Source organism: Clostridium sp. CS1-1, from assembly GCF_056135525.1.
Genome location: NZ_CM148680.1, coordinates 4,298,488 through 4,323,916, shown reverse-complemented (window position 1 = coordinate 4,323,916; position 25,429 = coordinate 4,298,488). Strand labels below are relative to the sequence as shown.

The following is a 25,429-nucleotide window of genomic DNA, read 5'->3' as shown; positions in this document are numbered from 1 at the left end:
TATAAAGCTTATGATTAAAAAAATATTTGAGAATAGAAAGCCTCTAATACTTGTTGTAGATGATTCGGCATTTATGAGAACCACATTCCGAAACTTTTTAGAAGAGGAAGGTTATGAGATTGTTGAAGCTGAGAATGGAATGGAAGCCATTAATTTGTTTGAAAAGGTAAAGCCAGATATTGTCTTAATGGATTACGTAATGCCGGGACTTAGTGGTGTTACCACCTGCGCTAAATTGAAAAGTTTAAATAATGGTAAAGAAACTCCTGTAATTATGGTTACTTCTTTGGAGGATGAAAATTCGGTAAATCTAGCCTTTGAAGCGGGAGCTACTGATTATATTAGTAAGCCTATTAATTGGGCGGTTCTACGACAAAGGTTAAGTAGACTAATCCAAGCAAGGAATACAGAAAAAACGCTTAATCAAAGCGAGGCTTTCGCTAGATCGATAATTGACCATGCTGTTGAAGGTATCTTGACAATGGATATGGAAGGTATAATAAAGTATATTAATCCAGCAGCAGAACAAATTTTTGATTATATGCCTGAGGAAGTAATTGGTAAGAATATTACTATGATTTTTCCGAGGTTAAGCTATAGTGACTTTAATTTCAGTAATAGTGAAGTTAAATTTGTTCATAACAATAAGGAAATGATAGGAAGAAGGAAGAATAATTCTACATTGCCAATTGAGATTACAATAAGTAAGTTTAACGTAGATGAAAAGTTATATTTCACCATAATAATGCGTGATATTACAGAACGAAAACGTTATGAGGAAACAATTAAATATCAAGCCTTTTATGATTCTTTAACTGGACTTCCAAATCGTATTTTGTTAAAAGATCGTATTGCTACTGAGATTGCTAACTGCAAGCAGAATAGTAAAAAGTTTGCTATAATGTTTCTTGATTTAGATAGATTCAAGCTTATTAATGATACGCTAGGGCATGATATAGGAGATAAGTTGTTAAAGGAAGTGGCTATAAGATTAAAAGACTCCGCTAGCGAAAATAATACTATTGCTCGGATAGGTGGGGATGAGTTTGTAATTTTGTTACCAGGTTTGGTCCATGAGGAGAGCGTAGGTCAAATTGCTAATAGAATACTCGAAAATATAAGGAAGCCGATTATGGTTGAAAATCATGAGCTTTATATCACTATTAGTATTGGAATTGCTATATATCCTGATGATGGTGATGATGATGAAAGTTTACTTACAAATTCTGATGTTGCTATGTATCGAGCAAAAGAAGAGGGGAAAAATAAATTTCAACTTTATACGCCTGCTCTAAATGCTAAGGCTTTAGAACGATTGTCACTAGAAAATAGTCTGCGTAGGGCTATTGAGTATAAAGAATTTATAGTTCATTACCAGCCAAAGGTAGATGCTAAAACGGAACAGATAGTTGGTATGGAAGCTTTAATACGCTGGCAGCATCCTAAGTGGGGCCTTGTTTCTCCATTAAGATTTATTCCTGTAGCTGAAGAAACTGGATTGATTGTCCCAATTGGGGAATGGGTGCTACGTACAGCTTGTGCTCATAATAAGTCATTACAGAATGCAGGGTTGCCACCTTTAACTGTTGCTGTTAATCTTTCCTCCCGTCAATTTGAATTGCAAGATTTAACAAGCATAGTATCTAAAATATTAGAGGAAACAGGATTAGAACCTAAGTATTTAGAACTAGAGATTACAGAAAGTATTGCTATGCAAAGCATTGAACATACCTTAAAGACAATAAGTCAATTAAGAGAAATGGGTGTAAAGTTCTCAATAGATGATTTCGGAACTGGTTATTCCTCGTTAAGTCAGCTAAATAATTTTGCTGTAAATAAGTTGAAGATTGATAAATCTTTCGTAGAAAAGGTTGATGGACATAAAAGCAACTCAGTAATTGCATCAACGGTTTTAGCCCTGGGAAAAAGCCTCGAATTAGGGGTAGTTGCTGAAGGAGTAGAAAATCAAGAGCAGGTTAATTTCTTTAAGGAAAACGATTGTGATGAGATGCAAGGATATTTCTTCGGAAGACCTATGACTAATGAGCAATTTTATAAATTTTATGGCGAAAAACTCAAAAATGTTGAATAACATAGGTTTAATAGAAAAATGTTATAAATTAATAAATAAGTGAAATTTTTGATGATAAAAGAGTTAAGAGTTAAGAAAAACTCTTAACTCTTAACTACTTTATTATATCTTCAACAAACTTTGGAAGTACAAAGCAAGCTGAATGTAATTCTTTAGTATAGTATTTAGTGTCTATATCAATAGTGTTTGATAAGTCAATTGACTTAGGATCATGTTTCTTAGAACCTACAGTAAAGCTCCAAAAACCACTAGGATATGTAGGTATAGCCGCCATAAATAGTTTTGTTACAGGGAAAACAGCTTTCGCATCATCGAATACACGCTTTACTACCTCAGGCAAATAGAAAGGAGTTTCTGTTTGAGCTATGAATATTCCATCTTCTGTTAAACATTCATATATTTCTTTATAGAAGCTTCCTCCAAATAAGCCTTCAGCAGCACCAAATGGATCTGTTGAATCAACTATAATTACATCAAATTCATTTTTATGTTCATGAACATATTTTATTCCGTCACCTATGAAAACCTCACATCTAGTATCACCTAAAGCACAGCTTATTTCAGGTAAGAATTTTTTACATTCATTAACAACATCCGCATCTATTTCACATAAAACAGCTTTTTCTACAGAAGGATGCTTAAGAACTTCTCTTATAGCTCCACCATCTCCACCGCCAACTACAAGTACTTTTTTAGGATTTGGATGAGTGAATAGAGGAATGTGTGCAATCATTTCATGATAAACATATTCATCTTTAATGGTAGTTTGAACTATCCCATCAAGAACTAACATTCTTCCAAATTCATATGTATCAAGTATAGCTAAATCCTGAAATTCGGTTTTTTTTGTTACAAGTGTCTCTTTTATTCTGTAAGTCATAGCAGCGTCTGCTATTTGACCTTCTTTTAACCACATATCCATAAGTGAATACCTCCTAATGTAAGTTTTTATTTGTTTACCTGCAGGGTATGCAAGTACTGATTTTACTTACTTTTTATATTTTAGATTTCTATAATGAAACAAATAATATTATAACAATGATTTTATTAAATGACAATAAAATATAGGACTTATGGAGAAGTATTGTTTATGAACCAATAATTGGGGACTATTTTAGAACGATATGTTGAATTATAGAAAAATAATTATATCTTATGTATAAAAAGAACAAATTGTGGTAAAAATAAAAGATAAAAATATTTTGTTAAAGGAAGGAAAATAATACCATACATAGAATAATAATTAAGTACACTATTTTATGCTATTAGTTACAAAAATATACATAAAAATTAATTAAAAGAAGGGGGGTAAGAGTGTCTGGCTCGGACTATGCAGATTACTTCTGCATATACTGTAGGTTGATATTCTAATATTAAACTACAGACATACCTCAGCCTTACCAAAGAGCTGTAGTATGATAAATTAAAGTTAAAGGAGAAGCTTTAACGCTAAAGCTATGTGGTGAAAATTTTTAGATAGTTTTAGTAGAGCGTTGAGAGAATGTACGTAGAATTTGAAAACAGAGATGATAAACTTATAGCCTATATGGTTGGAGAACTAGATCATCATAGTGCAGAAGAGGTTAGAAATAAGGTTGATGATAGGTTAGATAGGGAGAATATAAGTAAGTTAATATTAGATTTTTCTGGAATAACCTTTATGGACAGCTCAGGTATTGGAGTTGTTATAGGAAGATATAAAAAGTTAAGTCTAAAAAAAGGAACTATATGCATTACTAATGTGAGAGATTCTGTAAAGAGAGTTTTTGAGTTATCAGGTATGTTTAAAATAATTAAGCTTTATAACAGCACTGAAGAAGCAGCTCAGAATATTTAGTGGGGGGATTATAAATGAGCAATAATATGATGAAAATAGAGTTTCTCAGCAAATCAGAAAATGAAAGTTTTGCAAGAGTTGCAGTAGCAGCTTTTGTTTCTCAACTTGATCCTACTGTGGAGGAGTTAACAGATATTAAAACTGCTGTCTCTGAGGCGGTAACAAATGCTATTATACACGGATATGAAAATAAGAGAGATTCTACAGTAAAAATTCAAGCTTGCATTGAGGATAAGGAACTTACTATTATAATTGAAGATGAAGGAATTGGAATTGAAAATTTAGAACTCGCTATGCAGCCACTTTATACTTCAAGGCCAGATTTAGAGCGATCAGGAATGGGCTTTACTGTTATGGAGACCTTTATGGATAGTTTAAATGTAGAATCTGAGAAAAATAAAGGGACAAGATTGATAATGAAAAAAGTTTTCAAATCTTTATGTTAGGTGAATAATATGAGTGAAGAAGCTGTAAAAAAACTGAGTTATGATTATCAAGATAACCTAGAACTCATTAAATATGCTAGAAATGGAGATAAAGATGCCTTAAATAAGCTAATAGAGGTTAACTTACCATTAGTATCTGCAATAAGTAAAAAGTTTTTAAATAGAGGTTATGAATATGAAGATATATTTCAAATAGGTTGCATGGGATTAGTTAAGGCTGTAAATAATTTTGACGAAAAATATAATGTAAAATTTTCTACATATGCTGTTCCTATGATACTTGGAGAAATAAAGAGGTTCATCAGAGATGATGGTATGATAAAGGTAAGCAGAAGCGTAAAAAACACTGCTAAGAAAATTCATTATGATAAAGAAGCTTTAACTAAAAAGCTTAATAGAGATCCAACAATTCAGGAGTTGTCTGAATACTCAGGAGTAAACACTGAAGATATTGTATTTGCAATGGAATCTGCTAATAGTCTTCACTACTTATATGATACAATACATCAGGATGATGGTGCACCAGTTCTTTTAATAGACAAAATAAGCGAAAATCCTGAAGAAGATAGTGATATGATAGACAGATTAGCATTAAAAGAGGCTTTAAAGAGCTTAGATGTTAAGTCTAGACAAATAATCATGCTTAGATATTTTAAAGACAAAACTCAGATTCAAGTAGCAAAAATGCTTGGAATAAGCCAGGTTCAGGTTTCTAGGATTGAAAAAAAAGTTTTAAAAATCATGCGGGAAAGATTGGGTGAATAGGATACATTAAAATTGTATCCTATTTTATTTTGTTTAAAAATAAAATTAATGCACACAATAAACTTAACTATATTTATTATAAAGGATGTGTTTTGTGTGTCAATTAAAGAACAAAAAGTAAAAGAAAAGTTTAAAAAGATATCTGCACAAACTCAGCCTAAACCTAATTTACTAAAAAACTGTATTAGTGCTTTTATAGTTGGTGGATTAATATGTGATATAGGACAATTCTTTAGCAATTTTCTTTTAAATAGAGGAATACCTAAGGATGATTTAGGTACATATGTATCTATAATTATGGTATTTATAGGAGCATTGCTTACTGGAATAGGTGTTTATGATAAAATAGCTACCCATGCTGGAGCTGGGACAGTAGTTCCTATAACTGGATTCGCAAATTCTATAGTTTCTCCAGCTATGGAATTTAAGAAAGAAGGATACATTTTTGGTGTAGCAGCTAAGATGTTTACCATAGCAGGTCCAGTATTGGTATATGGTATAGGTTCCTCTGTGATAGTAGGAATTATTTACTTTATTATGACTAAACTATAACTTAATTTAGTGGACAGTTAAGGATGATTTTTATGTTCAAATATAAAATCTAAAAGTAGAAAAATGCCACATTTAATTTTACAAATAACAACCAACTGTCAACTGAAAATAAGGGGTGATTTACTTGAATAAAAAAATTGGTAAACATACCGTTAGATTAGAAAGTAAGCCAAAAATAATTGCTACAACAAGTATAGTGGGGCCTAAAGAAGGTGATGGCAATCTCAAAAATTATTTTGATATAATTTTAGGAGATGATTTAAATGGTAAGGATAGTTATGAAAAAGCTGAAAGTGATATGTTGTATAATGCGGTTATGAGCTCAATAGAAAAAGCAAAAATTAAAGAAGAACAAGTAGATTTCTTATTGGCTGGTGACCTACTAAATCAGTTAACTTCTTCAAGCTTTGCTGCTAGAGGTATGAATATACCTTTTTTAGGGTTATATGGAGCTTGCTCTACAATGACGGAATCTTTAGGTGTGGCAGCTATGATTATGGATGGTAACTTTGCTAATTATGTAGTTGCTGCTACATCATCACATTTTGCAGCTGCAGAAAGACAATTCAGATATCCATTAGAATTTGGAAATCAGAGACCGCCAACAGCGCAATGGACCGTAACTGGAGCTGGAGCAATGGTTTTAGGAAAGGAAGGAAATTTTCCTTATGTAACTCATGTCACCATAGGAAAGGTTAAGGATTATGGAATAAATGATGCTAATAATATGGGAGCTGCAATGGCACCGGCAGCAGTTTCAACTATATACCAGCATTTTAATGACACAAAAAGGAGTCCTAAATATTATGATTTGATAGTTACAGGAGATTTGGGTAAGTATGGTAAGGAAATTACTCAAAGTTTAATAAAGGAATATGGATATGATATAACAGATAACTATATAGACTGCGGAGAAGAAATATTTGATAGTGGCAGGCAGGGAACAAATGCTGGAGGAAGTGGATGTGGTTGCTCAGCGGTAGTTTACTCTGGATATATATATAAAAATATGTTGAGTGGAAAGTTTAAAAGAGTACTATTAGTTTCTACTGGTGCACTTTTAAGTACTACATCTTCACTACAAGGAGAAAGTATACCAGGTATTGCACATGCTGTAGCTGTAGAATATGGAAAGATGGGAGAATGACAATGAAGGATTATTTAATGGCATTTTTAGTAGGAGGAATAATATGTGTAATAGCTCAAGTACTTATGGACAAAACAAAACTTACACCAGCTAGAATACTAGTAAGCTTTGTAACCTTAGGAGTAATATTAGGAGCTTTAAATATATATGACTATGTAGTGAAGATTGGCATGGCTGGCGCTACAATACCGTTACCTGGATTTGGATATTCTCTTGCTAAAGCAACTATAAAAGAAGTAGATAGCAAAGGGATTCTAGGAGCATTTACTGGTGGAATCAAAGGGACAGCTGGAGGGATAACAGCAGCTATAGTATTTGGATATACAATGGCTCTTTTATTTAATCCAAAAACTAAAGAGTAAGCAAAATTAATACCCCAGTATTCCTACTGGGGTATCATAAATGTATAAAATAAAGATAAATTAATATGTTTAATTTTAATTCTTTTTTAGGTGCAGATTCTTATCTGTATACCCCTTATTTCTAGTAACTGGAACACTTTCCTCATCTTGAGTAGTCTTTTGATTATCTTGATTTTTATTATTCTCAGTATTAGAATTGGATTTATCATTATCAGTATTTTTTTTATCAGTATTTTCATCTTCAACATTGGTATCTGTAGTGTTATCATCTGACTTGGTATTCTTATCCTTAAAAGGATTATCCCAAATTGAATTATTATATATAGGAGAATGTGATAAGTTACAATAGTCAGACGGAACAGAGTCTTCTAAGAATAATTCGTTGTATACTTTGTTACCTGTAGGGTCACTATAACAAGCAGAGGTAGGGAGTTTACCTGACTCCGAACAAACAGCTGCACTTACTACGCCAGAAGGCATTTCAATATCTTTTGCCACTAGATTTTCATGGGCAGGTTGCATTATAGCCGACCATACCCCGGCAGCAGTATTACTACTAATGCCATTAACTACAGCGTGATCATCATTACCAATCCATACTGAGGCTGAATAATATGGAGTAAGACCAGTAAACCATAGGTCTTTGTTTTCACCAGAAGTACCAGTTTTTCCTCTTACTGGCATATTACCAAAATTAGCTCTAGGACCTGTGCCACCAGAGCTTACGGGACCTTTTAATAAATCATAGGTTATATATGCACTCTCTGGAGAGAGAACTTTTTTCGTTTCATGTTTATTTTCTAAAATAGTTCTTCCACTTCTGTCTACAACTTTTCTGTATAATTTTGGATAGCTATAAGTTCCGTTATTACCAAATACTCCATAGGCTGAAGCCATTGTTAAAGGATTTGTACCATAAGTCATCTGCCCAAGTGCTAATGCAGATATACTTGATTTATCAGAAGGATCTAATTTTAAACCAAATTTTTCTGCATATTCAGCGCCGGTTTTTAGACCGATTTGATTTTCTATGTTTGAGGCTGGCACATTTAAAGAATGCATTAAAGCTGTTCTTAAAGTAACATTACCGCCATACTGACCGAAAGCCTGACTATCATTTTTAGGACTAAATCCATACTGCTTAACAAGGTTATCTGGCCATGGAGAATCATTTATTGAAGTAGCTGCTGACATTTGCTTTGAATCTATAGATGCACTATATACTGTTAGAGGTTTTATTGTAGATCCAGGTCTTCTTAAGTATGCTTGTGAGGCAGCCCTATTATAAGATAAAGGAGGTTGTTTACCTCTTCCGCCTACAAGAGCTTTTACTTCTCCTGTATGATAATCCATTATTACAGCAGAAGCCTGTGGCTGAATTATACCATTTTTATCTTTTCTAGAACTAACACCAAATGTGCTATCTGAATCTAATGTTTTTTGAGTATTGTCTTGAATATCTTTGTTCATAGTAGTATAAATTTTTAATCCACCATACATAATAAGATGCTGAATCTCCGTATCAGTATAATGATACTCAGACTTTAAGTCCTTTTTTACATCATCTATGGCAGGTAGGGCAAACCATTCATAGTTAAGCTTGTTTTTAGGTGGAGCAGGTGGTTGAAAAACTAGCTTATTATTTGTTAAATCACTTAATGCACTATTATATTGCTGATCTGAAATATATCCATTCTCGTGCATCTTCATAAGCACACTTTGTGTTCTATTCAAATATAGTGAAGGATTCTTCTTAGCCGCTGCTGAAAAAGGATAGTAAACAGATGGACTCTGTGGTACTCCTGCAATAAACGCACATTGAATTAAATTTAATTCATTAGCTTTTTTGTTGAAATATTGTTCCGAAGCTGCTTCAACTCCATAGGCACTACCACCCAAAGCTATGGTATTCATATATGCCTCTAATATTTGATCTTTAGATAACTGCTTTTCTAGTTGAACAGCTAAGTAGCCTTCTTGAATCTTTCTTTTCCAAGATACCTCAGAAGATAAAATTGTATTCTTTAAAAGCTGCTGGGTTATAGTAGAAGCACCTTGGAGTGTGGATCTACCCCTTAATTTATTTTTGATATTTGCATACATTGAACCAGTTATTCTTCTTAAATCTATGCCACCATGCTTATAAAATCGTTCATCTTCAATACTTACGAAAGCATTTTTAAGGTCTTGCGGCATGTCATTAAATGGGATTACTTCTCGTTGTTCTGTTATGATAACTTTATCCATGAATTCATCTTTGTCGTTGTATAGAACAGATGCCTCATTTAAGGTTAAAATCTGGTTTACGTCTAAAGTGGGGGCATTTTTTATTATAGCTAAAACTGCTCCAGCAGACGCTACAAGTGACAATATAAATAAACTAAATATAGTTATAAGCGTAATTTTTAAAGCTTTAAAAGGAGCTTTTTTGCTCTTTTTTTTGCTCTTTTTAACCATAATTGTCCTCCTTATTTTTATACAGTATTTTACTGATATAAAGTTATTATAACATAAATTAAATAATTAATAAAAGATATATATATTTGAGTAAATAATGAATGATGTTGCTCATATAAATATAAAGAGTTGAATTTTAAGGATGTGAATAATATAAGAAGATTTAGAGTGGAAAAGACGAAGATAAGATTTTTTATCATAGTATTTTTAGTAATTACTCTTTTGAGCATATCAATTTACATTATAGATGCTATTATGGAGCCAGCTATAATTAGTGCAAGCGACATAGAAGCCAGGTCAAAAGTTACTGAAGTTGTAAATAAAGTTATAGTGGATAAATATTCAAAGGAATTTGATTATGGTAGTATTATTGATGTAGAAAAGGACAAAGATGGCAATGTTGTTATGATTAAAGCTGATACACTGAAAATGACTAAGATTTCTTCTGATGTAGCTGTAGAATGTCAAAATGAATTAAAGAAGATTGGTGAAACTGGTTTAAAGATTCCGTTAGGCTATATACTGAAAAATAATCTTTTAGCCTTTATTGGCCCTAGTATTACAGTAAAGATGTTTCCTATAGGTTATATAGAAACTAGGTATTTATCTGATTTTGAAAGTGCGGGAATAAATCAAACTAGACATAAAATATATGTAGAAGTAAAGACCAGTATGAAAGTTATAGTTCCTTTTAATGGAAAGGAAATAGAAATAAAAAATCAAGTACCTATATCAGAGACAATTATAGTAGGGAAGGTTCCGGATACAGCTATAAATTTAGGCTTGGACAATGCGGGATTTAAGATTCCAAGTGGAAAATAAAAACTGTGTTCAATCTTTGAACACAGTTTTTATTTAATATAGTAGTTGCTATTTATCTTCCCAATTGAAAACATATGGTACGTTTCTATAATAATCGCCGTAGTTTAATCCGTAACCTACAACAAACACATCAGGAATTTGGAAGCAACAGAAATCAGGTTTCATATCTACTTTTCTTCTCTCAGGCTTATCTAAAAGAACACAGCATTGAACACTAGTCGCACCAAGTTTCATTACATGTTTCATTACAAAATCCATAGTAATACCTGTATCTATTATATCATCTACCACAAGAACATCGTATCCATTGATATCATCAGGTATATCATTTACAACTTTTACAGTACCAGAAGATTCCTCAGAGTGACCGTAACTTGAAGTTGTCATAAAACCAATTTTCACAGGAACATCTATTTCTCTTACTAAATCAGCAGCAAATACAAAGCTTCCTCTTAAAAGTGAAAGTACATATAGATTTTTTCCCTCATATGATTTACTAATTTCTTTTCCTAATTCATTTACTCTTTTAGCAATCTGTTCCTTTGTTATTAATATATTTCTTGCTTTATCCTCCATAGTAATCCTCCAACCATACATATTTACAATAATGATTTTATAGTATAAAATAATATGAAAGTTGTCAAGTATACAGATTTATTAGGAAGTTATGGGGATATACGGTATAAATTTTTAAATTATAAGTATAACTATAATTATGCTTATAATATTTAACAGTAAAACTTTAAAACGGAGATGATTTTATGATATATGGAAATACAGAAGGCGTAAAAAATTTTATGCTGGAAAAACTTGAACAAATCTATGAAATTAGGTTTCCTAAAGATAGTATTTGTAATGAGGAACTAATACAAATTATTTGTGAAGCTACAATCTATTTGAATAGGGAGGTCAGTGTTGCTATCAATAGAAAAGGTGGAGTAGTTGCTGTAGCAATAGGCGATAGTACTACTGTTGAACTTCCTGAAATCGATGTGAAAGAAAAAAGTTTATGCGGAATTAGAATAATACATACACATCCTAATGGAAACTCAAAGCTTTCAGCAATTGATATGTCTGCTTTAGTAAAATTAAGATTAGACTGTATAGCAGCAATAGGGGTATGTGAAAGCGGTATTACAGATATAACTTTAGGATTCTGTAATATAGAAGACGATTTACTCATAGGAGAAATGACAGAATCCTTTAGAGTTCAACAGGCTCTTCAATTTAATATTTTAGACAGGATAAATCATATACAAGGCTTAATGAAAAACAATGAAATTATCGATGATAATAGTGAAAGAGCCGTTTTAGTTGGAGTGGAAGATGAAGAGAGCTTAGATGAATTAGCAGAACTTGCTAAGGCCTGCAATGTAAAAGTAGTACAAAAAGTTCTTCAAAAAAGGTCAACAATTGATAGTGCTTTTTATGTAGGAAAAGGAAAAGTTGAAGAAATAGCACTTTTAAGGCAATCTACAAACGCTAATGTTATTATTTTTGATGATGAACTTTCTGCTTCACAGGTAAGGAATTTGGAAGAAAATTTAGGTGCAAAGGTTATAGATAGAACTACCTTAATACTCGAAATATTCGCAACAAGAGCAAGAAGTAGGGAAGCTAAGATACAGGTAGAGCTTGCTCAGTTAAAATACAGACTTCCAAGGCTTTCAGGCTTAGGAACAGTACTTTCTAGAACTGGTGGCGGAATAGGAACTAGGGGACCAGGAGAAAAAAAACTTGAAGTAGATAAGAGACATATAAGAGAAAAAATATACGATTTAATGAGGGAATTAAAGAAAATAAGACAGGTTAGAGAAACTCAAAGGGAGAGAAGAACTAATATACCTAAGGTTTCGCTAGTTGGATATACTAATGCAGGTAAGTCAACACTTAGAAATAAGCTATGCCAAGTAGCTATGCCAAAAGAAGCAATTGAAAAAGAAAAAGTATTTGAAGCAGATATGCTTTTTGCTACCTTAGATATAACAACAAGAGCTATTGAGCTTGAGGATGGTAGGATAATTACTTTAACAGATACAGTAGGATTTATAAAAAAGCTGCCTCATGACTTAGTAGAAGCCTTTAAATCTACCCTAGAAGAAGTAGTGTACTCTGATTTGCTTTTACATGTAGTTGATTCTGCATCTAGTACAGCAGAGGAACAAATAGAGGCAGTTAACGATGTGTTAATGCAGCTTGGAGTAAAAGATAAACCTATTATACTGGTTTTAAACAAAATAGATAAAGCAACAGAAGAGCGTATAATAAGCATTCAAGAAGAAAATGATAAAATAAAAACAATTAAAATCTCAGCAGTAAATGGAACGAATTTAGATTTGTTATTGGAAGAAGTAGCAAAAGCTTTACCATATAAATTAAGAAATGTAGAGTATATTATTCCTTATACAGAACAAGCTACAGCTGCATTCCTTCATAGAAATGCAAAAGTAAAAGAGGAAGATTATAGAGATGAAGGAACTTATATTAGTGCTTTAGTGGACGATGAAGTGTTTAATAAGTGCGAAAAGTACATGATAAAGTAAAGTGATTTTGCGATAATTAAAACTAATTAATAATAATTATTGCTATTTATAGAAATTTGTAATAGTATTAATATATAGATTAATATTTATGGGAGGAATTTACTATGAATAGCTATATTTGTAAGGTATGCGGATACATTTATGATCCTGCATTAGGAGATATCGATGCTGGGATTAGCGCTGGAACAACTTTTGATAACTTACCAAGTGAATGGGTTTGTCCTTTATGTGGAGTTTCAAAGGAAGAGTTTGAAAAAGTAGATTAGTTAAATATTATTTCTTTAGTATTTATTAAATGATGTAATGTGAGTCTTTCACAGTACATCATTTTTTTGTTTGGAATTATATTAAATTAATAAGTATCAGCTAATTATCCATAATATATTAATGTGAGATAATAAATATTAGAAACTATATATAGAGATCAATAATAGTAGGGATAAAATATAAGTTATTAAATTTATAATAATAGGTAAAAATAATTTTATTCGATGACTACACGCTCAAATACTTCCTTTTTCTTAAGAGGGGGTAAAGAGTGTCTACGTCCCTGGATAACGATTCTAAGTGTCAAAGATACTAAGAACTCTGTTTATACGATTAATGAAGTGGAAAATATTTAGTGCAAAGGAAGTGGAAAAATGGGAAAAATATGTCCTTTATGTAATAAGATAAATGATATAACTTTCAAATGTGAAGGATGTGGAAGAGATATGGAGAATATAGGAAGAGTCCAGGATTATTCAGATCCTTATGGGCCTCAAGATCCAATAAATGACGCTGATACTTATTGTATTCATCTATTCAAGTGTAAGAATTGTGATAACAAAGAAAGGAGAGAGATTTCCAAAATAATTATTTAAAATTGAAAGAAAAGATTCATTAATGCAATTTTAGTATTGTAATAATAGTTAAAAATAGTATATAATATAAAAAAATTCAATGTTCATTTTATTCGTATTTGTTTAAAAAGGGGGGCTAATAACAATATGGAGAGGACTATCTTGCAATATCAAAAAGCTTTTAATAGTATAGTAGAAAGAATGAAGTCAAATAATTCTGTTTTAGCAGTTATGGTATTTGGCAGTATGGTTACTGGGGACTTGTGGGAAGAATCTGATATAGACTTATTTGTTATATTAGACAAGAAAAATCCACAAATAGAAAACATATATACTGAAGAAAAAGGTATACCGGTTCATATAAAACTTATGAGCAAAAATAAATTTTTACAGCTTCATGATGAAGATTTAAGAGGGGGATTTCTTCATAGAATATTTGCATCCTCAAGACTTGTTTTTTCAAAGGATATGGAAACGACCACTAGGTATGACAACTGTAGATATTATCCTGATTTAGATAGAGAAAGATGGAATATGGTTTACCTTGGAAAGTTATTAAAAAGTATAGGTCTAAGCAAAAAATATCTATACAATAATGGATTACATACATCATATACAGCTGCTGTTAAATCAGTTCAAGAATATTCGAAATTATACATCAATTCCTCAGGATACATGATTAGCAAGGATGCGATGACAATGGCTATGAATTTAAATGATAGCTTTAGGAAATGTGTAGATGAATTGTTTTTTAATAAGAAAGATATTGAAGAAGCAATAAATAATACTTTAGATTATTTACAAAAAAATATAGATACATCTATAAGAAATTTAACTGATATTTTAATTAGCTACATGAGAGAAAAAGATAAATTTTTGAGTGCAGAAGACATAAAAAAAGACAAGATATTCTTTAATTATGATATAAATATGGAGGATATACTGAATAAGTTATGGGAAAAGAACCTGATAAAAAGAGAAACAAGAGATTATAAAGGTGAAGATGGTAAAGTTTTATTTAAGGAAAATGTTTATTTTATCTAAAATAATAATATAATTAAATTTGACGAACTTAAATTTTAGGAAAGATAAATTTAAGTTCGTCTATTTTTAAATTTAAAAGATTTTGTTGGGGGAATTAATTATTATGAATAAATACTACGTAAATTTTGAAGATGTTGATACTCCTAAGTATATAATAATTACCAGACATATTAAGAAATTAATTGATGGAAATAAGGTGGAAGACGGAGAGAGATTGCCATCAATAAGAAGTCTTGCAGAACTTTTGTCTGTAAATAATGTAACGATAGTGAATGCTTATAAAAAGTTACAACTTGAAGGATATGCAGTTCAAAAAATAGGTAGCGGAACTTATGCTAAAAGAAAAGATATAAGCAAGAGTTTTAAAAAGGAGTATTCTGATGTTTTAAAAAAAGCATCCATCGAAGCATTAGGAGAATATATAGATTTCACGGGAGAAACCCCCTGTAGTCACTTTTTCCCTGTAAGTTCATTCAAGAATGTACTAAATGAAGTGCTTGATAGGGATGGTGCGGAAGCCCTTATATACCAAGAAGCTCTAGGCTATGAAGGTCTTAGAAAAAGTATAAGTGAGGTCTTTTGGAATGGTAAGGTGGAGCATGACGATATTCTAATAGTATCAGGAGCACAACAAGGAATAGATATAATATCTAAAGCACTTATAAACACAAATGATACAGTTGTTGTGGAAAAGCCCACATATAGTGGTGCTTTATCAGTTTTTAAATGGAGAAGGGCTGATGTTCTTGAGTTGCCAGTTGAAAAAGATGGGGTAAATGTTGAAAAATTCGAAAAGATACTTAAAAAAAATAAAATCAAATGTTTCTACACTATGAGTTATTTTCAAAATCCAACAGGAATTACTTATAGCCTAGAAAAAAAGAAGCAAATTTTAAGATTGGCAGAAATTTATGATTTTTATATAATAGAAGATGATTACCTTTCAGAACTTATTTATGATAAAAACATTGAATATAGAAGCTTCAGAAGTCTTGATGAAAATGATAGGGTAATATATATAAAGAGTTTTTCGAAGATATTCCTTCCAGGAATCAGAATAGGATATTTGATCGCACCTTTAAAATTTAAAGAGAGTATTCAAAATTCAAAAGTAAATACAGACATATCTACATCAAGCCTTATGCAAAGGGCTTTAGATTTATATATAAGAGAAGGATTTTGGAAGAGTTATATAAATAACTTAAATAAGGTGTATATGGATAGATATTTGATGATGGAAAAATACCTAAAGGAATATTTAGGAGAAAAGGTACAGTTTTTAAGTCCTGGTGGAGGATTACACTTCTACTTAAAGATAAGTGATAGTGTTAACGTTAACTGTATCGAATTATTTAGAAAGGCCAAGGATGAAAAGTTATTAATTACTCCAGGGATATTATTTTATAAAACGCCGTTGGAAGGAAGTTCTTATTTTAGAGTTGGATTTTCTAAGATGGATGAAAGCGATATAAAGAAAGGCATAAAGATATTGGATAATTTATTAAAGTATTAAGAAAAGGATGGTGAATGTTCTGAGTGGTGGAGGAATGCTCAATATAAGTTGGGGTGAAATTAATAGTTATACGGATGAAGACATAACCTACTTTTTATTCTTGGAAGGAAAATCTATAGATTGCCTCTGTAAAATAAGAAACTTAAATAGAGAAATTGTTCAAAAGCATATACTTGATGGTAAAATAAAATATGGAATTTTAGCTAAGAGTAGTAATGAAAAAGAACTTTTCGAAACTATATCTAAGGCAGGAAAGTTAGATAAGATTGAAGCATTAAAATGTCTAGATGAGAATAGTAAAAGTAAGCTAATACAGTTCATTAGAGCTAACTATGCAGATATGAAAACTAAAGAAAAAGAAAATGCGGTTTGGATACTAGGAGAAATCGGAGATAAAGATATATCAAATGTTCTAATGAAGGCGTGTGTACATAATCATGTTAATGTAAGGCGTATGGCAGTTTCTGCTGTTGGTAAAATCGGGGATAAGAGCATGGAAATTGTGGCTATAAAAGCTTTAGAAGATGATAATCCACAAGTAGTTATGTATGCTATAAAGGCTTTAATAAAAGTTAAAAGTGAGAATGCAATTAATAAGGTAAAAGAGATTTATAGTAAAACTGATAAAGATTATATAAAAAGGACAGCAGAAGAATATTTTAGTACAATAGAAAGTGTTTGAAATAAATGAAAGACTTCTTTAAAAAATACATTTATTTTAAGTCTGATATTTTAAATCGCAAATTTATCCGATGAATACCCGATCTAATACTCCTCCTTATCCAAGGGGAGTAAACAGCGGATACGTCACTGGATAACGATTTTTAAGCATCAGGTGGAGTTAAAACTCTGTTTGATGCCAAGAACTCTGTTTATGTGAAAGGGTGTGAAATTAGGTGGGTTACTTTACAATAAAAGATGAAGTAAGTACTCAGTTTGAGGAGAAAAAGTCTATTTTTATTGGCCACGTCAAACGGGTTTACTCCGAAGAGGAAGCAAAGGAATTTGTAAATAAGATAAAAAGTGAACAAAAAGAAGCAAGGCATAATGTTTATGCATATGTTATTGGAGAGAATAGAGGTATACAAAGGTATAGTGATGATGGCGAACCTCAGGGTACTGGTGGAATACCAGTTTTAGATGTAATAAAGAAGAACGATATAACAGATGTTGTAATTGTTGTTACTAGGTATTTTGGGGGGATTCTGCTTGGAAAAGGTGGACTTGTAAGAGCTTATTCTAAGGGTGCTGCCATGGCTGTTAGTGAAGGTGGACTAGTAGAAAAGGTCAAAGGAGTTGTATTAGATATCATATTGGATTATGATATGTTAGGAAAAATTCAGTATCTATTTGAGCAAAATTTATGGCATATAGAAAATACCGATTATACAGATAAAGTTAATGTTATTATGTACTGTCCTGTGGACATATTAGAGTTAGCACAAAATTCTATAATTGAAACAACTAACGGAAAATGTGAAATTATTGTTGGAGATGAGGATTATTACTTTAAGCTAGAAAATAGATTATTTAAAGATAGTCAGGTTATAAAAATCTAGAGTATTAATATTTGTGTTTACAAGCTCTTGTATGATATAATATTTAAGTATTTTGCCCAGCAAGATTAATAAGGGCATTGAATTTACATATAAAAAATCACTTATAATTAGTATTATGCAAATTTTAACAATTAGCAAAAATAATATATAAACCATAAGTTAGGGGGAAGCAATATGTCAGGACACTCAAAATGGCATAATATACAGGCTAAAAAAGGTAAAATGGATGCTAGAAAAGGTAAGGTTTTTACTAAAATAGGTAAAGAATTAGCTATCGCATCTAAAACTGGCGGTTCAAATCCAGACACAAATAGTAAATTAAGAGACGTTATAGCTAAAGCAAAAGCTAGTAATATGCCTCAAGACACAATAACAAGAGCGATTAAAAAAGGTGCTGGAGAAATGGAAGGAGTAAACTATGAAGAAATAGTTTACGAGGGATATGGTCCAAGTGGAGTTGCAGTTATAGTAAAAACTTTAACTGATAACAAAAATAGAACGGCTGGTAATGTTAGAGCTGCTTTCACAAAGCAAGGTGGAAATTTAGGCTCAACAGGCTGCGTTTCTTTCATGTTCCAAACTAAAGGTCAAATTATTATTGAAAGACAAGATGGCATGGATGAAGACGAAATAATGATGCAAGCACTAGATGCTGGTGCTGAAGATTTTGAGGCTTCAGAAGAGGTATTTGAAATAACTACTACAGAAGCAGACTTTGGTACAGTAAGAGAAACATTAGAGGCTGCAGGGATTGAATTTCTATCAGCTGAAGTAACAATGATACCAGATACTACTGCAGATGTAGATACAGAAACAGCTGTTAAGGTTCAAAAACTTATTGATAAACTTGAAGATGACGATGACGTTCAAGATGTTTATCATAACGCTGAGTTCCCAGAAGGATTTGAAGGATAATAATGAAAATTAGACACCTATAATTATAGTTGATTTATATTATAATTATAGGTGTTTTTAATTAGAAAAATAAATATAGAATATGAATAAGGTTAAAGAAAATTGTCCATAATATTTCTGAGGAGGGATATTATGGATAGAAGAAAATTTAAAACAGTTTTATTAGTAGTATTAACCATTGCAATTTTTGGTTTAAGCTATTATGTATGTATAAATAGATTAAAAAATACGAATATGAAGAATGGTATGTATGAGGTTAATAACGTTAGGAAAGGATCACCAGATTCATTAGCTGTACATTCAACTTCAGATAGTACTGTATCAAAGGGCTCTAGGGTAATATTTAAAACAAAATACACTAAAAGTGATGAAATTGTAGTTGAAAAAGAAGAGAATGCCGATGATGAGCTAGTTGGAAAAAAGAAAAGTGAAATCGAAGAATTTTATAAAGATGAAGGATATAAAGTAGAAAATATTAGTTCATCAGAAGTATCCTTAGTAAGAGAGCTAGATAAATATGCTCCTAATAAGTATGTATTGGGAATAAAAGATGATCGTATTGCTATATATAAAACCGATAAGGATGGGAACATGTTTATTGAAAATGAAAAGAGAGATGTAACTGACATAAAGATTTCTAAGCTTAAGGAAGCAGATATTAAGCTTTTAACTAATGGAAATAAATATTTTCAAACAGATACAAGAGAAGAAGCAGAATCACACCTTGAAGACTATGAATAATAGCCTTCAAGGTGTTTTTGCTTTACTTGAATTAAGTTTGCCAAAATGGTAAAGTAGTATGTGTTATGAAGTTGGACTATAAAGTTGATTGGGGATAAGAAATTTATATACTTAATTGAACAATTCAGAGACTTAGACACTTATAACATACACTTTACATAAAAGTAAAAATCCCAGGTCTCTCATTCGATGTGGATAGCTTTCACACCCTAAAATATGAGTATTAGAGTGTATGGCATTGGGGAATTTTGTAATTGGAGAGGATGGTATTATGTATGAATATATAAGAGGAATTTATTCCGGAATGAATAAAGATTATATAGTGGTTGAAAATAATGGTATAGGATATAAAATATATACTTCAGGGAGTACTTTAGCTAATACACCTAAAGTAGGAGAAGAGATTTTGCTTTATTTACAACAAATTGTGAGAGAAGATTTTATTGGTCTATATGGCTTTTTAACTAAAGAAGAGTTAAGTATGTTTAATTTGCTTCTAACCATAAGTGGTGTAGGTGCAAAGGCTTCTTTGTCTCTCCTATCTATAAGTAATGTAAATAATTTAAAATATGCAATTTTATCCGGTGATGAAAAGACAATTGTTAGAGCTCCTGGAATAGGAAAAAAGATGGCTATGAGGATTATATTGGAGCTTAAGGATAAGATAAAACCTGATGAGCTTGTAGGTGTTGAAGGAGAAGCTATACAAGTGGAAGAAAATACAGAAAATATTTCAGAGGCGCTAGAAGCTCTAATTGCATTAGGGTATACAGAAAAAGAAGGTAATAAAGCCTTAGCTTCTGTAAATAAAGATGATTCTTTGGAAAATATAATTAAAAATTCTTTAAGATTTTTAATGAGTTAGAAGTAGGTGGCAATAGTTATGGAGAATAGAATAGTTACACCTTTAAATATTGACGAAGATAACGAGTATAGTTTGAGACCTAAGAAAATAAATGAATATATTGGTCAAAAAAAGGTAAAAGATAAGCTGAAAATTTTTATTGAAGCGGCTAAAAAAAGAAGAGAAGCATTGGACCATGTACTTTTGTATGGCCCACCAGGTCTTGGTAAAACAACTTTAGCTAATATAATAGCTTTAGAAATGGGGGGGACTTTAAAAGTAACATCAGGGCCAGCAATAGAAAGAGCAGGGGATTTGGCCGCAATTTTAACAAGTCTTAATGATTACGATGTTTTGTTTATAGATGAGACCCACCGATTAAATAGAAGTGTCGAAGAAATATTATATCCGGCTATGGAGGATTATGCACTAGACATTGTAATTGGAAAAGGAGCTTCAGCTAAATCAATAAGGCTTGATTTACCTAAATTTACTCTTATAGGTGCAACTACTAGAGTAGGGCTTTTAACATCTCCCTTAAGAGATAGATTTGGAGTTCTTTGTCCAATGGAATTTTACGAAGATGATGAACTTAAGGAAATTATAATTAGATCTGCTAAAATACTAAATGTAAAAATAGAAAAAGATGCAGCCTTTGAGATAGGTAGAAGATCTAGAGGAACTCCCAGAATAGCCAATAGGCTTTTAAAAAGAGTTAGGGATTATGCAGAGGTTAGAGGAACGGGTAATATTGATATACAAACAACGAAGGTAGCATTAGAACTTTTGGATGTTGATAAAGAAGGTTTTGATAGCATAGATAATAAAATATTAACAGCTATTATAGATAACTTTAATGGAGGCCCAGTTGGACTTGAAACTCTAGCATACTTTGTTGGAGAAGAGTTGGATACTATTCAGGATGTTTACGAGCCTTATTTGCTGCAGAAGGGATTTATTATTAGAACACCAAGGGGAAGAGTTGCATCAGATAGTGCTTATGTTCATCTTAATAGAGTTAGAAAATCGGATAGACACATAGGAGAACAATCCTCAATATTTGAGAAATAAGATATATAGTAACAGAAGAGGAAAGAAACGGAGCGTGGAATATTTTGAAGGTTACAGATTTTGATTTTTACTTGCCAGAGGAATTAATTGCACAATATCCTTTAGAGAAAAGAGATGAGGCAAGATTAATGCTACTAGATAAAGAAACAGGTGAAATTGAACATAAAGTATTTAAGGATACAATAGACTTCTTAGAATCCGGAGACTGTCTTGTTTTAAATGATACAAGAGTTTTACCTGCAAGACTTATAGGATCAAAAGAAGATACTGGTGGAAAGATGGAGTTTCTTCTTTTAAAGAGAACAGATAAAGATACGTGGGAAACATTAGTTAAGCCGGGTAAAAGAGCTCAAATAGGAACAAGATTTTCTTTTGGTGATGGTGAACTTAAGGCTGAAGTTATAGGTATGGGTGAAGAAGGAAGTCGAATAGTTAAGTTTAATTATGAAGGCATATTTGAAGAAGTATTGGATAGATTAGGGCAGATGCCATTACCTCCATATATTACTGAAAAACTAGAGGATAAGGAGATGTATCAAACTGTTTATTCTAGGGAGCAGGGGTCAGCAGCAGCACCGACAGCAGGACTTCACTTTACAGAAGAGCTCTTGAAAAAAATTAAGGATAAAGGGGTAAATATAGCCTTTCTAACTTTACATGTTGGGCTTGGTACCTTTAGACCAGTAAAGGTTGAAAATATACTAGAACATAACATGCACTCAGAGTATTATTGTATGACAAAGGAAACTGCTGATATAATAAATAAAACTAAACAAAATGGGAAAAAAATAATTGCTGTTGGAACAACTTCATGTAGAACATTAGAAACTATAGGTGATGAAAATGGAACTGTAAGGGAGCAATCAGGTTGGACGGATATTTTTATTTATCCGGGATATAGGTATAAAATTGTGGATAGATTAATAACCAACTTTCACCTTCCACAGTCTACATTGATAATGCTTGTAAGCGCTCTTGCTGGAAAAGAAAGTGTGATGAAGGCTTATGAATTAGCAGTTAAAGAAAAATATAGATTTTTTAGTTTTGGAGACGCTATGTTTATAAAGTAACATAAATCCCTGGTGATTATTTACTAATAGCTTCTGTACTGTCAATTATTTTTAATGGCTGTAAAGCTTGCACATGTTTAAAAACTAAGAACTTCTCTTAACTCGCTATCGCTCAGACAAAGAGAAGTTCTAAGTTTTTAAACATATACTTCGCTAACAGCCATAAAAAATAATTAAATGTACTTTCAGCTATTAGTAAACAATCACCTAGAATATACGATTTACACATTATATAATTAATATAAACATGATGATAAAGGAGAAATGTTTAAATGTATAAATTACTTAAGAGAAACGGAAATGCTAGAAGAGGTGAGTTTACTACGCCTCATGGTGTAATTCAGACTCCAGTTTTTATGAATGTAGGAACTTTAGCAGCTATAAAGGGAGCTGTTTCTAGCATGGACTTAAAGGAGATAGGATGCCAAGTTGAGCTTTCAAATACATATCACCTTCATCTAAGACCAGGAGATGAAGTAGTAAGAAAAATGGGCGGATTACACAAGTTTATGAATTGGGATAAACCTATTTTAACTGATTCAGGTGGGTTTCAAGTATTTTCACTTTCACAGATGAGAAAAATTAAGGAAGAAGGGGTATACTTTAGTTCTCATATAGATGGAAGAAAGATATTTATGGGACCTGAAGAAAGTATGAGAATTCAGAGTAACCTAGCGTCTACAATAGCTATGGCTTTTGATGAGTGCATACCGAATCCTTCACCTAGGGAATATGTTATTGCATCTGTAGAAAGAACAACTAGATGGCTTTATAGATGTAAGGAAGAATTAGATAGACTAAATTCATTACCTGACACAATAAATAAAAAACAAATGTTGTTTGGAATAAATCAAGGGGGAGTTTATGAGGACATTAGAATTGAGCATGCTAAAACAATAAGTAAACTGGATCTTGATGGCTATGCTATAGGAGGTTTAGCTGTTGGAGAAACTCATGAAGAAATGTATAGAACAATAGATGCGGTAGCTCCATATCTTCCACAAGATAAACCAATTTACCTTATGGGAGTTGGTATTCCAAGTAATATACTGGAAGCTGTAGATAGAGGCGTAGATTTTTTTGATTGTGTACTTCCAGCAAGAAATGGAAGGCATGGACATGTCTTTACTAAATATGGTAAAATAAACTTAATGAATGCAAAATTTGAATTAGATGCTAATCCTATAGATGAGGGCTGTCAATGCCCTGCTTGTAAGAACTACTCAAGAGCCTACATAAGACATTTGTTCAAAGCTAAAGAACTGCTTGCAATGAGGCTTTGTGTTCTCCATAATTTATATTTCTATAATAATATGATGAAAGAAATTAGAGATGCAATTGATGGCGATTACTTTAAGGAATATAAGAGAGAAAAGTTGGAGCAATGGGGCGGCAGAGCATAGCGTGAAGGCAAGAGGCTACTATTAATAAACTAGTGGACAATTGACAGTTGACAGTTAAGGAGACATTGTTTCGGCTTATGCTAAACATTGAATAGTTAAATTTATATATAGTAAGTTTAAAGATTTTCTGCTTAAGGAGAAAAATCAACATTAACTGTTGACTGTTAACTTAATAACGATTGAGCAAAATTAAAACAAAGGAGGTGAAGTTAATGACTAAGTTTCTAATACAATTATCGCCAATATTATTTATGGTGATATTCTTTTACTTAATAATCTTTATACCAGAAAATAAAAGAAAGAAGAAGTATAAATCTATGCTAGATAACCTTAAGGTTAATGATGAAATTATGACTAAGGGTGGTATAATAGGAAAGATAGTAAACATTCAGGACAGATTTATTATAGTACAAACAGGTCCGGATAGAGTTAGAATAAAGGTTGATAAAACTGGAGTTTTAAACTTGTTAAATGAAGTAGAAGCACATGAGAGCAGTGACAAAAAAGTTGAAAGTAAAAAAGAAGCTTAAAATGAAACTTGGATTAGTTTAGGAATTAGTGGTAGTTAATCGTAGAATAAATTTTAATCATAAAACGCCTTCTATCTACATAGATACTATTAGATAGGAGGTGTTTTATGATGGAAAAAAATAATAGCTATCTTCCTGCAGCGGAAGGGGTACTTAGGGGGTTTATAATAACAGTAGTTTTACTTTTAATTTTTGCTGTTGTTATGACTTTTGTTGATATTGACGAGAGTGTGAGTTCCATATTTTATCTTGTTACTACTCTTTTAAGTATAATGTATGGATCAATATATGCGGTTAGAAAGATAAAAAGAAGAGGGTGGCTCATAGGGGTTATAGTTACCCTATTATACTTATTAATATTATATGTAGTTTCAATAATATCAGGAAATTCATCTGTCATCGGCACAGATAGGATTATGAGATTATTACTTGCATTGATAGTAGGAGCACTTTCGGGAATAATTGGTATTAACTTGTAGAATTTTACAAAAGCTGATTAAGGAATTTGTCCATTATTAAAACTTTATTTTATGGATGGTTTATGTTATAATCAAACGGAAAACTTTAATAATGGAGGAATTTTATATGAAACATATCAGAACAATAAACAGAACTAACTTAAAGGATAGCTTAAAGAAGCCAGGCTGCAAGGAATGTGCTAACTCATGTCAGTCAGCATGCAAAACTTCTTGTACAGTTGCTAACTTAGCTTGCGAGAATTAATATACATTTAAGCAGTAACATCATGTTACTGCTTTAACTTTAAATAGACATTCTCATGGATATAGCTTAAAACTTAACCTGAACTGCTAGTTATGTTATAAGTTCTTCCGCATTGTTAAGTACTTTTAATGAGTCTAAGGCTCATAAAAGT

At 31.7% G+C, this 25,429-nt stretch carries 27 protein-coding genes; 24 read left to right on the top strand and 3 right to left on the bottom strand.

Annotated features, from left to right (window positions below; all coding sequences use genetic code 11):
* Window positions 1-10 precede the first annotated feature (10 nt).
* Window positions 11-2,092, top strand: a complete 2,082-nt coding sequence (locus tag AC0N0V_RS20500) for a two-component system response regulator (protein ID WP_474460677.1) — start codon at window positions 11-13, stop codon at window positions 2,090-2,092.
* Window positions 2,093-2,186: 94 nt separating this feature from the next.
* Here AC0N0V_RS20500 and speE read toward each other — a convergent pair whose 3' ends face one another.
* Window positions 2,187-3,014, bottom strand: coding sequence for a polyamine aminopropyltransferase (gene speE / locus AC0N0V_RS20495; RefSeq protein WP_474460676.1), 828 nt, complete (start codon window positions 3,012-3,014; stop codon window positions 2,187-2,189).
* 579 nt (window positions 3,015-3,593) lie between these two features.
* Between speE and spoIIAA the strand changes: the two genes are divergently transcribed.
* The 6 genes from spoIIAA (at window position 3,594) to spoVAE (ending at window position 7,201) form a co-directional block, all read left to right on the top strand.
* Window positions 3,594-3,929, top strand: a complete 336-nt coding sequence (gene spoIIAA / locus AC0N0V_RS20490; protein ID WP_474460675.1) for an anti-sigma F factor antagonist — start codon at window positions 3,594-3,596, stop codon at window positions 3,927-3,929.
* A gap of 14 nt (window positions 3,930-3,943) precedes the next feature.
* Entirely contained in the window at window positions 3,944-4,375 is a 432-nt protein-coding gene (spoIIAB, locus tag AC0N0V_RS20485) for an anti-sigma F factor (RefSeq protein ID WP_474460673.1), read from the top strand.
* A gap of 9 nt (window positions 4,376-4,384) precedes the next feature.
* A complete protein-coding gene (gene sigF, locus AC0N0V_RS20480) occupies window positions 4,385-5,140 on the top strand; it encodes an RNA polymerase sporulation sigma factor SigF (RefSeq protein WP_474460672.1) in 756 nt (251 codons plus the stop codon).
* 96 nt (window positions 5,141-5,236) lie between these two features.
* Window positions 5,237-5,692 (top strand): stage V sporulation protein AC, encoded by a 456-nt coding sequence (spoVAC, locus tag AC0N0V_RS20475; RefSeq protein ID WP_474460670.1) that lies wholly within the window; start codon window positions 5,237-5,239, stop codon window positions 5,690-5,692.
* Between the two features lie 124 nt (window positions 5,693-5,816).
* The gene (spoVAD, locus tag AC0N0V_RS20470) at window positions 5,817-6,839 is read left to right on the top strand and encodes a stage V sporulation protein AD (protein WP_474460669.1); all 1,023 of its coding nucleotides are present in this window, start codon (window positions 5,817-5,819) and stop codon (window positions 6,837-6,839) included.
* Between the two features lie 2 nt (window positions 6,840-6,841).
* Window positions 6,842-7,201 carry a stage V sporulation protein AE gene (gene spoVAE, locus AC0N0V_RS20465; protein ID WP_474460667.1) on the top strand — a complete coding sequence of 120 codons (360 nt, stop codon included), beginning with the start codon at window positions 6,842-6,844 and terminating at the stop codon, window positions 7,199-7,201.
* Between the two features lie 75 nt (window positions 7,202-7,276).
* Here spoVAE and AC0N0V_RS20460 read toward each other — a convergent pair whose 3' ends face one another.
* The gene (locus AC0N0V_RS20460; RefSeq protein ID WP_474460666.1) at window positions 7,277-9,658 is read right to left on the bottom strand and encodes a transglycosylase domain-containing protein; all 2,382 of its coding nucleotides are present in this window, start codon (window positions 9,656-9,658) and stop codon (window positions 7,277-7,279) included.
* 144 nt (window positions 9,659-9,802) lie between these two features.
* Here AC0N0V_RS20460 and yunB point away from each other — a divergent pair, with 144 nt between their 5' ends.
* Entirely contained in the window at window positions 9,803-10,480 is a 678-nt protein-coding gene (yunB, locus tag AC0N0V_RS20455; RefSeq protein WP_474460665.1) for a sporulation protein YunB, read from the top strand.
* 48 nt (window positions 10,481-10,528) lie between these two features.
* On the opposite strand, the gene hpt is transcribed toward yunB, so the two are convergent.
* On the bottom strand, window positions 10,529-11,056 hold the full coding sequence (gene hpt / locus AC0N0V_RS20450) for a hypoxanthine phosphoribosyltransferase (RefSeq protein ID WP_474460664.1): 528 nt from the start codon (window positions 11,054-11,056) through the stop codon (window positions 10,529-10,531).
* Window positions 11,057-11,241: 185 nt separating this feature from the next.
* Here hpt and hflX point away from each other — a divergent pair, with 185 nt between their 5' ends.
* The 16 genes from hflX to scfA all read left to right on the top strand — a co-directional run bounded on the left by hflX (window position 11,242) and on the right by scfA (window position 25,278).
* Window positions 11,242-13,023, top strand: coding sequence for a GTPase HflX (gene hflX, locus AC0N0V_RS20445; RefSeq protein ID WP_474460662.1), 1,782 nt, complete (start codon window positions 11,242-11,244; stop codon window positions 13,021-13,023).
* Window positions 13,024-13,127: 104 nt separating this feature from the next.
* Complete coding sequence (gene rd, locus AC0N0V_RS20440; RefSeq protein WP_474460661.1) at window positions 13,128-13,289, top strand: rubredoxin; 162 nt, start codon at window positions 13,128-13,130, stop codon at window positions 13,287-13,289.
* A gap of 375 nt (window positions 13,290-13,664) precedes the next feature.
* Complete coding sequence (locus tag AC0N0V_RS20435) at window positions 13,665-13,886, top strand: hypothetical protein (protein WP_474460660.1); 222 nt, start codon at window positions 13,665-13,667, stop codon at window positions 13,884-13,886.
* A 126-nt stretch (window positions 13,887-14,012) separates the two neighbouring features.
* Window positions 14,013-14,909, top strand: a complete 897-nt coding sequence (locus AC0N0V_RS20430; protein WP_474460658.1) for a nucleotidyltransferase domain-containing protein — start codon at window positions 14,013-14,015, stop codon at window positions 14,907-14,909.
* 103 nt (window positions 14,910-15,012) lie between these two features.
* Entirely contained in the window at window positions 15,013-16,422 is a 1,410-nt protein-coding gene (gene pdxR, locus AC0N0V_RS20425) for a MocR-like pyridoxine biosynthesis transcription factor PdxR (RefSeq protein ID WP_474460657.1), read from the top strand.
* A 7-nt stretch (window positions 16,423-16,429) separates the two neighbouring features.
* Window positions 16,430-17,104: a HEAT repeat domain-containing protein gene (locus AC0N0V_RS20420; RefSeq protein ID WP_474460656.1), complete on the top strand. Its 675-nt coding sequence runs from the start codon at window positions 16,430-16,432 to the stop codon at window positions 17,102-17,104.
* Between the two features lie 214 nt (window positions 17,105-17,318).
* Window positions 17,319-17,981, top strand: coding sequence for a YigZ family protein (locus tag AC0N0V_RS20415; RefSeq protein WP_474460654.1), 663 nt, complete (start codon window positions 17,319-17,321; stop codon window positions 17,979-17,981).
* A 174-nt stretch (window positions 17,982-18,155) separates the two neighbouring features.
* Window positions 18,156-18,896 (top strand): YebC/PmpR family DNA-binding transcriptional regulator, encoded by a 741-nt coding sequence (locus AC0N0V_RS20410; RefSeq protein WP_474460653.1) that lies wholly within the window; start codon window positions 18,156-18,158, stop codon window positions 18,894-18,896.
* Between the two features lie 132 nt (window positions 18,897-19,028).
* Window positions 19,029-19,637 (top strand): hypothetical protein, encoded by a 609-nt coding sequence (locus tag AC0N0V_RS20405; protein WP_474460651.1) that lies wholly within the window; start codon window positions 19,029-19,031, stop codon window positions 19,635-19,637.
* A 271-nt stretch (window positions 19,638-19,908) separates the two neighbouring features.
* A complete protein-coding gene (ruvA, locus tag AC0N0V_RS20400) occupies window positions 19,909-20,502 on the top strand; it encodes a Holliday junction branch migration protein RuvA (RefSeq protein ID WP_474464597.1) in 594 nt (197 codons plus the stop codon).
* Window positions 20,503-20,520: 18 nt separating this feature from the next.
* Window positions 20,521-21,552: a Holliday junction branch migration DNA helicase RuvB gene (gene ruvB / locus AC0N0V_RS20395; protein ID WP_474460650.1), complete on the top strand. Its 1,032-nt coding sequence runs from the start codon at window positions 20,521-20,523 to the stop codon at window positions 21,550-21,552.
* Between the two features lie 44 nt (window positions 21,553-21,596).
* Window positions 21,597-22,622 (top strand): tRNA preQ1(34) S-adenosylmethionine ribosyltransferase-isomerase QueA, encoded by a 1,026-nt coding sequence (gene queA, locus AC0N0V_RS20390; protein WP_474460649.1) that lies wholly within the window; start codon window positions 21,597-21,599, stop codon window positions 22,620-22,622.
* Between the two features lie 272 nt (window positions 22,623-22,894).
* Entirely contained in the window at window positions 22,895-24,025 is a 1,131-nt protein-coding gene (gene tgt / locus AC0N0V_RS20385) for a tRNA guanosine(34) transglycosylase Tgt (RefSeq protein WP_474460648.1), read from the top strand.
* 212 nt (window positions 24,026-24,237) lie between these two features.
* Window positions 24,238-24,555, top strand: coding sequence for a preprotein translocase subunit YajC (gene yajC, locus AC0N0V_RS20380; RefSeq protein WP_474460647.1), 318 nt, complete (start codon window positions 24,238-24,240; stop codon window positions 24,553-24,555).
* Window positions 24,556-24,665: 110 nt separating this feature from the next.
* Window positions 24,666-25,034: a TIGR04086 family membrane protein gene (locus tag AC0N0V_RS20375; protein ID WP_474464594.1), complete on the top strand. Its 369-nt coding sequence runs from the start codon at window positions 24,666-24,668 to the stop codon at window positions 25,032-25,034.
* Between the two features lie 106 nt (window positions 25,035-25,140).
* Window positions 25,141-25,278 (top strand): six-cysteine ranthipeptide SCIFF, encoded by a 138-nt coding sequence (gene scfA / locus AC0N0V_RS20370; RefSeq protein WP_261671890.1) that lies wholly within the window; start codon window positions 25,141-25,143, stop codon window positions 25,276-25,278.
* Window positions 25,279-25,429 lie beyond the last annotated feature (151 nt).

Excerpts from the sequence above, each read along its gene's own strand:
- sigF (WP_474460672.1), top strand. The coding sequence starts at position 4,385 with ATGAGTGAAGAAGCTGTAAAAAAACTGAGTTATGATTATCAAGATAAC.
- spoIIAA (WP_474460675.1), top strand. The coding sequence starts at position 3,594 with ATGTACGTAGAATTTGAAAACAGAGATGATAAACTTATAGCCTATATG.
- speE (WP_474460676.1), bottom strand. The coding sequence starts at position 3,014 with ATGGATATGTGGTTAAAAGAAGGTCAAATAGCAGACGCTGCTATGACT.
- spoIIAB (WP_474460673.1), top strand. The coding sequence starts at position 3,944 with ATGAGCAATAATATGATGAAAATAGAGTTTCTCAGCAAATCAGAAAAT.
- AC0N0V_RS20375 (WP_474464594.1), top strand. The coding sequence starts at position 24,666 with ATGGAAAAAAATAATAGCTATCTTCCTGCAGCGGAAGGGGTACTTAGG.
- pdxR (WP_474460657.1), top strand. The coding sequence starts at position 15,013 with ATGAATAAATACTACGTAAATTTTGAAGATGTTGATACTCCTAAGTAT.
- AC0N0V_RS20405 (WP_474460651.1), top strand. The coding sequence starts at position 19,029 with ATGGATAGAAGAAAATTTAAAACAGTTTTATTAGTAGTATTAACCATT.
- AC0N0V_RS20420 (WP_474460656.1), top strand. The coding sequence starts at position 16,430 with ATGGTGAATGTTCTGAGTGGTGGAGGAATGCTCAATATAAGTTGGGGT.
- AC0N0V_RS20500 (WP_474460677.1), top strand. The coding sequence starts at position 11 with ATGATTAAAAAAATATTTGAGAATAGAAAGCCTCTAATACTTGTTGTA.
- AC0N0V_RS20435 (WP_474460660.1), top strand. The coding sequence starts at position 13,665 with ATGGGAAAAATATGTCCTTTATGTAATAAGATAAATGATATAACTTTC.
- AC0N0V_RS20410 (WP_474460653.1), top strand. The coding sequence starts at position 18,156 with ATGTCAGGACACTCAAAATGGCATAATATACAGGCTAAAAAAGGTAAA.
- scfA (WP_261671890.1), top strand. The coding sequence starts at position 25,141 with ATGAAACATATCAGAACAATAAACAGAACTAACTTAAAGGATAGCTTA.
- rd (WP_474460661.1), top strand. The coding sequence starts at position 13,128 with ATGAATAGCTATATTTGTAAGGTATGCGGATACATTTATGATCCTGCA.
- ruvB (WP_474460650.1), top strand. The coding sequence starts at position 20,521 with ATGGAGAATAGAATAGTTACACCTTTAAATATTGACGAAGATAACGAG.
- hpt (WP_474460664.1), bottom strand. The coding sequence starts at position 11,056 with ATGGAGGATAAAGCAAGAAATATATTAATAACAAAGGAACAGATTGCT.
- AC0N0V_RS20460 (WP_474460666.1), bottom strand. The coding sequence starts at position 9,658 with ATGGTTAAAAAGAGCAAAAAAAAGAGCAAAAAAGCTCCTTTTAAAGCT.
- hflX (WP_474460662.1), top strand. The coding sequence starts at position 11,242 with ATGATATATGGAAATACAGAAGGCGTAAAAAATTTTATGCTGGAAAAA.
- yajC (WP_474460647.1), top strand. The coding sequence starts at position 24,238 with ATGACTAAGTTTCTAATACAATTATCGCCAATATTATTTATGGTGATA.
- tgt (WP_474460648.1), top strand. The coding sequence starts at position 22,895 with ATGTATAAATTACTTAAGAGAAACGGAAATGCTAGAAGAGGTGAGTTT.
- AC0N0V_RS20430 (WP_474460658.1), top strand. The coding sequence starts at position 14,013 with ATGGAGAGGACTATCTTGCAATATCAAAAAGCTTTTAATAGTATAGTA.
- ruvA (WP_474464597.1), top strand. The coding sequence starts at position 19,909 with ATGTATGAATATATAAGAGGAATTTATTCCGGAATGAATAAAGATTAT.
- spoVAE (WP_474460667.1), top strand. The coding sequence starts at position 6,842 with ATGAAGGATTATTTAATGGCATTTTTAGTAGGAGGAATAATATGTGTA.